This window comes from Asanoa sp. NPDC050611 (genome assembly GCF_040654855.1).
In the GTDB taxonomy this organism is placed as follows: Bacteria; Actinomycetota; Actinomycetes; order Mycobacteriales; family Micromonosporaceae; genus Asanoa.
Window position 1 is genome coordinate 1 of sequence record NZ_JBFAIU010000306.1, and the last position, 9,258, is coordinate 9,258.

Consider the following 9,258-nt stretch of genomic DNA (forward strand, 5'->3'; position numbering starts at 1 on the left):
CACGGCCTCGCCGTGATCTACGCGGCGACCGCGGTGGCCGGCGCTACCTATCCGCCGCTGACCGCCGCGATCCGCGGCGCCTGGAACGACGTGACGACAGGACCTGGTTGGTCCCCGACGTGTAGTAGTCGGCCCGAATGATCTTGATGTCCTTGGTGGTCGGGTCGTCGACCAGGTCGGCCGTGAATGCCTTGTTGTCGGCGACGTGCGCGGCGATCGTCGCCTCGCGCTCGCCCACCCGGTCCGCGGAGTCCGCCGGGTCGAACAGGACGTTTCCGACCGCGTAGCCGCCGGCCTCGAGGCCCGAGACCTCGTTGGGTGTGACGACGGCATGCAGCACGATGCCGTTCTCGGTCTGTTCGACGTGGTGGTCGAGGTCGACGCCGGTGGCGACGAGGCGGTCCATCTCCGCGGTGCCGGAGACCCGCACCTCGACGACGCTTGCCTCCTCGCCGGGAAGACGCTCGAGGACGACGGGAGCTGGGGATTCGTCGGACGGTGAACCCGCGCCGGGCGCGGCGGACGCCGGACCGACGACGAGAAGCACGGCTGAGACGGCGGCGAGGGTGGCAACGGGTAGCCGCCGTCTCCACCGCCGATCGAGGGTGTGGGGCATCGGGGTGTGCCCTTTCTGTCCGAGTGAAGGCTTACGTTCGGGACACACGGCAATGCATTGACGCCGATTCGCTGCTGCCGGTCGGCCCATCCTGAACGAATGACCCGATCGGAAGGGCCGACCGGGAATCGATTGGCAACATGCGAACCTATCCGCGTTTCGATGTGACGTTTCTGGCCCGCACGACGCTGTCAATCGGTGCCGCCGCGGCGACCGGCGCAACGGGCGAGCAGATCGTGGCCATCTGATGACGACCCCTGCGTGAGCTTGGTTGTCACGACGGCCAAGCACCGTGAGTACCACGAGCTAGCGGCCGATCGGCGCCACGGACCAGTTGGGCGATGCTCTGGCTAGGCGCAGGCCGGTGGGGTGCCGCTCTCGGCCCTCCGCCCCCGGGCGGTTGCCGAGTGATTGCCTGCCCTCGGTTCATCGACGATGATCGTCTCAGCTTCGACCGCACAACATTCGATCGGTGGGTGACGTGGACCCAGTCGCCGTAAATGAGATCCGCGACGAAGGCGAAGGACTGATCCGCGAGGCGTTCGCCAGACCAGAGGTCGCCGCACTTGGCATGCGTGAGGGTGAGCGGCAGGCGGTGCGAGCAGCTGTCGCACAGCGCGTTGTGGACCGTGCGGACGAACTGGCCGCCGCGACGAAGGCGGAAAGCGATAAGCTTCAGGAGATTCGCGGCCTTCTACTTAGGACTTACGCGCCGTGGCGAGACAGTGCCTCGTCGGGGCTGGTCGTCGCGGCTTCTTTGGCATTGCCCCTCTCCGTGGCGGTCGCCGGCACAGTGTTCCCGCCACGTCAGACGTTGACCAGCCGCCTGGTCGTGTCCATCGCGATCTTGTCTGGCGCCTGCTATCTAGTAGCCCGTTCTCGTAGGCGAGCCCACCTGTCGCAGCAGGTACTGAAGATCGCCAGCGCCTTCCTCGGCGCCTTGGCCGCATACGGCTTCGTGTACTTCTACCTCACCGGCGCCGCACGTTCGTGGCCGTATCACGCAATGGCGGCGGTTGGGGCGGTCGTTCTAGCAGGCGCCTTTCGCTGGGTGGTCGTGGTCCACCGGGCCCGCGCGCGCAACATCCGGTCTACGCAGGTCGGAAAATGGCCGAGCAGTGAGGTTTCCCAACGACTCAGTCAGCAAACCTATTCCGACTGGCGAAACGCTGTCGTCGACGGGATCGTCGGGTTCATCGCCGAGTGCCTTATGAGTGACCGGCCGCTTGCCAAGGACGTCACGTTGCCGGACCTTGTGCGCTGGGACCCTTTGGACGAGCCGTTCCACGCCGGACGGTACGTGAGCACCGACGCGGCTGAGGCCGTCCTGCGAGCGGTGACACGTCGTGTGTCGGGCAGCATTGGCCTAAGCGGACCCCGCGGCGTTGGGAAAAGTAGCCTGCTCGCGATGATCGCGGAACATGGCCGAAACAACGACGGTCGCATAGTCACGATCAACATCGAAAGCCCTACGCAGTACGAGCCGACGGAGTTCGTGAGTGGTCTCCTGGCAGCGGTCTGCGAACAATTCGCCGAGCCGGCGGACTCGACTCGCAGATCAGCAGTCCTTGAAAGGTTGCTGCGAAACGCGCTTCTGGTTTCGGCCTTCATCCTCTTCATCGCAGCGTTCGGGTGGACCAGCGTCGCGGACGGGAAGCAGTCGTTCGTCGGTCTGCTTCTGACCGCGGGCGTGTTGTTGTTTCTTCTACTCGGCATGTACGCCGTGACACGGTGGTTACGACAACGGGCAAGCCGAGTGTCAAAGATCGAGGTGGACGCTCGTCGGCTGCTCGACGAGCTCGCCTATCAACGATCAGAGACGCGCGGGCTTGACGGCCGCGTACAGCTGCCTGGCGGCTCCGTGGTGTCGAAGTTCGTCGTGCAACGGACGCGGCATTCGCCGACCCTGTTCGGCAGGGTGGCCCAGTTCCGTGCCTTCGTCGCCGAGGCCGGCAGTCACCTGGCGAGTCTGCACGGAAACGAGAGTCGGATCATCTTCTGCGTCGACGAACTGGACAAGCTCCCGGATGGTGATGCGCTTCGCAAACTGGTCGGCGGGATCGGAGCCCTGGCCGGCGTAGCGCGTTGCCATTTCGTCGTTGCGGTGTCCGAGGAGGCGATGGCGACGTTCGAGACTCGCGGCCTGTCGGCCCGAACTGCCTTCGACGGTGCATTCGACGAAGTCCTAAAGCTGTCCCCAGCAAGCTATGACGCGGCCAGGCGGATCCTCTCTCACCGGTGCCCAGGCATGCCGGACCCGTTCGTGGCGTTGTGCCACGGACTCTCTGGCGGCATACCCCGGGAGCTCATGCGTGTCGCTCGAGGCGTGCTGAGCGCCCACGCGGGCGACGCCGGACCTGCTCGCCGCCAACTCTCCGAGGTGGCCGAGCTGTTGATTCGGACAGACCTGGCAGACGCGGTCGCGGGACAACTGGTCAAGCTGCGTGAATACGGAGGCAGCGCCCGCCCGCTGGCCTTGTGGCTGACACAACTCGACCCGTACCTCGAAACGCCGGCGTCTTTGGAGGGACACTGCACGCAGGGCTCGCCCGAGATCGAGGGCCTTGCCGATCCCGAACTGCGCCTGCACGCCGCTCGCGCCGCGGCGCTGGTGTACTGCGCGGCCACCAGTCTGCGGATATTCTCGATCGACGTAGACGCACTGCCGCGGGAAGTGGAGCGGGATCCCACGGGATTCGCGGCACGGATGGACGCGCTCGCTTCGGCGCGCCGCTGGATCCCGGTGGAGCCAGCGGTCGCCTGGCGGTACGTTAACCGCGCGCGGCCGGACCGATTCCGGGCAGTCCAGCCGCCTTCGCTGCTGGGCTCAAGCGTGTCGAGGGTCGCGCCTGCACAGCGCACGTCGGGACTTGGTCGCCTTGGTGCGGATCCGCCGGGTTGAATGGCGGTGGTTCGCGAGTTCTACCACTGGCACGGCTGAGTTCTCCCGGGGGCCGCCCGCCCTCAGTCTGCTTCCGCGACCGCGGCCTCGTACGCAGCCTGCAGTTCGGCGAAGACCGACGGTGTGCCCGGCGGCCGCGGGATGCCGAGGTGCTGTTCACGCAGCTCGGCCATGAACCTGTCCCACAGCTCGGGCCCACCCCGCTCGAGCAGCTCGGCCCGCACGGACAGCTCGTGGCTGACGGACATGTGCCGCCGGCCCCACGAGCCGAGCGCCGCCATCACCGGCACGAGCTGCACGCCGGACTCGGTGAGGCTGTAGCGGATCTTCTGTCGGTGGGTGGCGTCGTCGGACCGCCAGAGCAGCCCGTGGCCGACCAGCCGCCGCAGGCGGTCGGCGAGGATGTTGGACGCGATCCCCTCCTGCGACCCGGTCAGCAGCTCGCGGAAGTAGTGCCGGTTGCCGAACATCACGTCGCGCAGCACGACCAGCGACCACCGGTCGCCCAGCACCTCGACCGCGAGGTTGATCGGGCAGCCGGATCGGTGTGCCTGGTCCCGTACGTCGTCCATCGGAACTGATGGTACTTCGCAATCGGTCGTGCTAGCGTCACCCGAACCGCTTTCACTGTGCAACCAGCTTGGGAGGTTTCGTGCGCGCACGCATCGACCGGCGCTACAGCGAGGAGCGGGCCGAGGCGGTTCCCTGGGCCGACGCCGAGGAGCGGCTGGGGGCGGCTGAGGTCGCCTGGATCGTGACCGTGCGGCCCGACGGGCGTCCACACGCGACAGCGATGGTGCCGGTGGCCGACGTCGGTCGGGTCTACTTCCACGCCGGCAGCACCGAGGTGAAGTACGCCAACATCGAGGCCAACGCCCGCGTGCTGGTGCTTGCCGGCGACACCGGCTGGGACCACCGACTCGACGTGGCCGTCGAGGGGACGGCCGTGCCGGTGACCGACGAGGCCGTGCTGCTGCGGGTCGCCGAGCGTTACCGCGGCCGCTGGCAACTGGAGGACCCGCGACGGCGCCGTCGCGCCGATCCCGACAGGGCGTACGGCCATGCCAAGGGTGAACCGTTCGGCCAGACCACCTACCGCAAGGGAGAGGCATCATGAAGCTGCTGCTCACCTCCGGGGGCATCAAGAACCCGAGCATCCACGACGCGCTGGTCGACCTGCTGGGCAAGCCGCTCGCCGAGTCGAGCGCTCTGTGCGTGCCGACCGCCATCTACGCCAGGCGTGGTGGCGCCGAGCGTGCGTGGAAGTTCGTCAGCGGGCAGGAACCGCGCTGCCCGATGACCGAGCTCGGCTGGAAGTCCGTGGGTGTACTCGAGTTGACCGCCCTGCCCAGCATCGACGTGGACGCGTGGGTCCCCACGGTCCGCGACGCGGACGTCCTGTTGGTCAACGGCGGCGACCCGCTCTACCTGTGCCACTGGATGCGTGAGTCCGGGCTGGCCGATCTCCTGCCGTCGCTGCGCGAGACGGTCTGGGTCGGGCTGAGCGCCGGCAGCATGGTGCTGACGCCGCGCATCGGCGAGGACTTCGTCGACTGGCGGCCGCCGGCCGGAGACGACCGCACGCTGGGCATCGTCGACTTCTCGATCTTCCCCCACGTGGACCACGAGGAGCTGCCGGACAACACGATGGCCGCAGCCGAGAAATGGGCAGCCGACATCGCCGGTCCGGCGTACGCGATCGACGATGAGACCGCCATCAAGGTGGTCGACGGCGCCGTCGAGGTCGTCTCGGAGGGGCACTGGAAGCGGTTCCCGACCGCTTAGGTGCGGTCTCCTGCCGGTCATGTGACTGTTGGTCGCGACGACCGGTCGCTTGCTGGCTTCCACGGCGCGGACGGTGACGGCGCCGGCGAGCGAGCCGCAGGCGACGGCGCCCACGCCGAGGTGGGATGCCGAGGGCGGCTTCGTAACCGAGGAAGACGGCCGTCGAGACGACGAACCGGCGATGTCGACGGCGTGCTTCTTGACCAAGGGCGCCGTCGGCGGCATCGACGTCCTGCCTTCCGTCCTCGGCCGGGAGTTCGTCAAAGGGTTGCACCGCAACGGTTTGGTTGGGTCGGGTGCGTGCGACGTTCTGATCCACATAACCCGCGAGTCAACGGAACTCGGGCAGACCCACCCGACTGGGACTGATAGGCCGTACTCGCCGCCTGACCCGGCTCATACTCCAACCGACCACCGCAACGTCCCACTCCCCCACCCAGACCGACCGCCGCGGAGGACTCCCCCAACGAGCGCATGGTCCGGTCCACGGAATTCCGATGTGGACGGTCGCTCGAACCGCTTCTGGTGGATCGATGTCGCCCTCTTGACGAGGCACTTCTGCCGCAGTCTAATTGGTGATCATGAAGGAGGCCACGCGGTGGGAGAGCTCCGGTTCGCCGTACGGACGTGGCAGCGTGCGCTGGTTGAGATCACGCCGCGCCGCAACGGGCGCGTGTGGGAGTTCGCCGCGCCCGACGGGGCGAACGCGTGCGGCTGAGCGACCTGATCATCCACCCCTCTGATCCTGGCGAACGGGGTCGGTGCTGGCGCAGGATGCCAAGGATCCGTCGCCGATTGATCGGCGGCGATTTTGTCTCGACCAGGCTGGGACGCAGCAGGCCGCCCCGGTCCGTCAAAGGTATCGACCCCTCGGGAAGGAGCCGGAATGAGCATGAGGTACGTGAGTCGGCGGGAGTTACTACGGCGGGTGGGAGGCGCCGTTGCCGCCGGTGCAGGTGTCGCGTTGTTTCCGGCCGGGTTCGCCTTGGCATCACCCAAGGCCGGTCAGACGTTGACGCCTGGCCAGGCGGGCGGCGTGCCGACGTACCCGGGAGATCCCGGCTTCGTCGCCACGAGTCCAGGGGAACTAGATGCCGCCATAGCCAGCTGGGAAACGCCGGAATACGGTTATTACACCGGGCATAATCCGGCTAATCCTGGCACAGCGGTCGATTCCCCATGGCAGCTCGTCGCGGTAAACGCGTCCACCGCGTACGCCCTGGGCTACTTCGGCCAGGGTGTCTCGCTGGGCATGATGGACTCGGGCTACCGGACTACACACGAAGCATTTCAGACCGGGCTGATCGTTCCGGTGCGAGCAGAGGGTGTCTACGGCACGTCCGGCTTCGGGTACCGGAACACAGCAACCCCGGGGAACCCGTTTACCGCGGGCGAGCCGTTCACCGTGGCGGGCGACCAGGCGCGAACGAGTGACTACGGGCACGGGACCGGGATGCTCGGGGTCACCTCCGGCATACGCGACGGTAAAGACCAGCACGGCATCGCCTTCGGGTCCACGATGTACGTTGCCAAGACCGGCGGTTCCGATACTCAGTCCCACGGTCCCTTCCACGACTACGTGTACTGGCACACAGCCAACAAGGCCCTGGTCGACGCGGGCGCGCAGGTCATCAACAGCAGTTGGGGCTCCTTTGTCCAGACTCTTGACCGAGCCCGCTTCGACGGTCTCGGAAAGGATCTTGGGGTCAACGGCAACCTAGCCAACGCGTACGAACTGGCCGGCAAGGACAGTGCCAGCCCGACGGCCATGGCGACCGTTCTCCCCAACGAGTACCTGAAGGATCTGGAGTACCAGTTCTTCTTCTTCAAGAAGAGCTATTCGGAAGGCGGCATTCAGTACAATCCGGCGTACCCCGGACGTTCCTTCATGGACGCGATCTGGGACGCCATCAAGGACAGTGGCACCGTCAACGTGAGGTCGGCCGGCAACAACGACTGGAGCAACCCGTTCTTCCGCCCGACGTATCCCCTCTTCAATCCAGCGGCGGAACGGCAGTTTGTAGCCGTCGGTGGGGTGCAACCGCCCACCGCGACCAATCCCGAATACACCAAGCAGTTCGGGTTCAACGAGGCGGGGCTCGCCAGATGGTGGACCGTGTCCACCCCTTCGAACAGCGTTCGGACCACCAGCAGCGCTGGTGACACCAACTATTCCAACTCGAGCGGCACGTCGCCGGCGACGCCCGTCGCGACCGCGGTGATGGGGATTCTGCTGTCCCGTTATCCGAACATGGACGCCAAGCAGGTGCGTGAGCTGATGTTCACCACGGCGAACAACAGGATGTCCGACGGCGTGCGGTTCCTCGGCACCGGGCAGACCTCCCCCTCCGGGGCATCCATCGCCTGGACCGCTCCCGACGGCCTTCCGGACGAACGCTGGGGCTGGGGGATTCCCGATTTGGCCAAGGGGATGTACGGCCCAGGACAGCTCCTGAGCCCGATGACGTACAACATGGACAAAGCGCCCCTGGACGTCTGGTCGAACGACATCAGCCAGGTCGCGATCAAGGAAAGGGAAAGGGAAGACCTGCGGTGGCTGGCGGGCTACAAGGAGAAAGGCATCGCCTACGCCGGTGAGTTCAGTCCCAACGTGCTGAACCCGGACGGCACGCTTGACGAACACGCCTTCATGCTCCAGGGCATTTTGGCTGATCCTTACATCCAAGCCATCACTGACGGCCATCCCGAGTTGTACGACAAGATCACCCATGCGGACGCCGTCAAGTGGCGCAAGGAATGGATGGACGCGCGCGCGGCCTACATCCAGCACAAGATCGACAACAACCTCTACACGGCTTCTCTGGTCAAGCAAGGCCGCGGGACGCTGGCCATGACGGGCGACGCCACGTACGAGGGCGGCACGACGATTGAAGGCGGAAAGCTTTCGATCACGGGCTCGCACGCGAGCTCGATCGACGTCAAGGGCGGCACGCTCGGCGGCACCGGGTTGGTGGCAGGCAGCATCGACGTCGACAGTGGCGTGCTGGAGCCTGGTCTGTCGTCCGGGGAGGCGGCGTCCGCGGCGTCCTTCACCTTCACCGACGTCGCGCCCGGCAACGTCCTGAACGTCAGCGGCGACGTGACCGTCGGCCGACGGGGTCGCGTCGCCATCACCGTCTCCGGCGACCACGACTACACGAGCGTGCGGGCCGCGGGTGACCTGGTGCTGGGCGGCGAACTCGACCTGGACGTTCGCGCGCGCCTCACTCCGGGCACGGTACTGACGATCATGAGTGGCGACTCGATCAAGGGCAACTTCCATTCCCTGCCGGAACGGCGGGTCCTGAACGCGGGCCGCCACCTGTTCAGGGTGTCCTACCAGCACGGCGACATGACGCTGACCGTCGTGCGGGCGCTGCCCGGGGCAGGGTCCGACGCCGCCTAGCCGCAGGTAGCCTGGCCAGCCGGGCTCAGGTTCGCCTGAGTCTGGCCGGTCAGGCCTTCGCCTGTCGGGTGTCACACCTGCTTGCCGTGGAGTCCTGGAACAGCATGGCCTGCCTTCGCGGGCAGCTGTGGCCTGGTGGGCCTGCGCATGGCGCGACCGCGCTGACCCGGGGCAGCGCGGGCAGCCGCGTCCTGCGCGCGAACGGCGCCACTACGGGCGGGCCCGGAATCAGGGCCGGCGGCGGGCGTTCGCCGGCCGCTCGTGCACGCCCCTGACCGTTGTCCATGGACGGACGGGGCCGCAAGCAGGATCACGCCACGTAGCCGCCGCCCGTTGGCCCCGATCTTCGAGATATCGAAGGAAGACTTGGTCTTTCGCAAATGGCTTCCTCCTGCCATCCTTGAGACTCAAGTGCTGAACATGTCTTCGGAATACCGAAGATTCGTGCCTCGCGGACGGGGTGGCAGACATGAGCGACGACATGGAAGCGCGCCTCACCGATGACACCGGCTGGGTGACGTTCGCGGGCTCCGACTACGACATGGTCGT

General features: G+C 66.7%; 6 protein-coding genes. 4 read left to right on the forward strand and 2 right to left on the reverse strand.

Features of this window, described 5'->3' with window-relative positions:
* Positions 1-43 precede the first annotated feature (43 nt).
* On the reverse strand, positions 44-547 hold the full coding sequence (locus tag AB0H87_RS32630; protein WP_360154439.1) for a hypothetical protein: 504 nt from the start codon (positions 545-547) through the stop codon (positions 44-46).
* A 541-nt stretch (positions 548-1,088) separates the two neighbouring features.
* Here AB0H87_RS32630 and AB0H87_RS32635 point away from each other — a divergent pair.
* Positions 1,089-3,518, forward strand: coding sequence for a hypothetical protein (locus tag AB0H87_RS32635; RefSeq protein ID WP_360154442.1), 2,430 nt, complete (start codon positions 1,089-1,091; stop codon positions 3,516-3,518).
* Positions 3,519-3,580: 62 nt separating this feature from the next.
* Here AB0H87_RS32635 and AB0H87_RS32640 read toward each other — a convergent pair whose 3' ends face one another.
* Positions 3,581-4,090: a helix-turn-helix domain-containing protein gene (locus tag AB0H87_RS32640; protein ID WP_360154445.1), complete on the reverse strand. Its 510-nt coding sequence runs from the start codon at positions 4,088-4,090 to the stop codon at positions 3,581-3,583.
* An 80-nt stretch (positions 4,091-4,170) separates the two neighbouring features.
* On the opposite strand from AB0H87_RS32640, the gene AB0H87_RS32645 reads away from it, so the two are divergent.
* The 3 genes from AB0H87_RS32645 to AB0H87_RS32655 all read left to right on the forward strand — a co-directional run bounded on the left by AB0H87_RS32645 (position 4,171) and on the right by AB0H87_RS32655 (position 8,709).
* Positions 4,171-4,635 carry a pyridoxamine 5'-phosphate oxidase family protein gene (locus AB0H87_RS32645; protein ID WP_360154448.1) on the forward strand — a complete coding sequence of 155 codons (465 nt, stop codon included), beginning with the start codon at positions 4,171-4,173 and terminating at the stop codon, positions 4,633-4,635.
* Positions 4,632-5,303: a Type 1 glutamine amidotransferase-like domain-containing protein gene (locus AB0H87_RS32650; protein ID WP_360154451.1), complete on the forward strand. Its 672-nt coding sequence runs from the start codon at positions 4,632-4,634 to the stop codon at positions 5,301-5,303. The genes AB0H87_RS32645 and AB0H87_RS32650 overlap by 4 nt, the downstream gene beginning before the upstream one ends.
* A 901-nt stretch (positions 5,304-6,204) precedes the next feature.
* Entirely contained in the window at positions 6,205-8,709 is a 2,505-nt protein-coding gene (locus AB0H87_RS32655) for a S8 family serine peptidase (protein WP_360154454.1), read from the forward strand.
* Positions 8,710-9,258 lie beyond the last annotated feature (549 nt).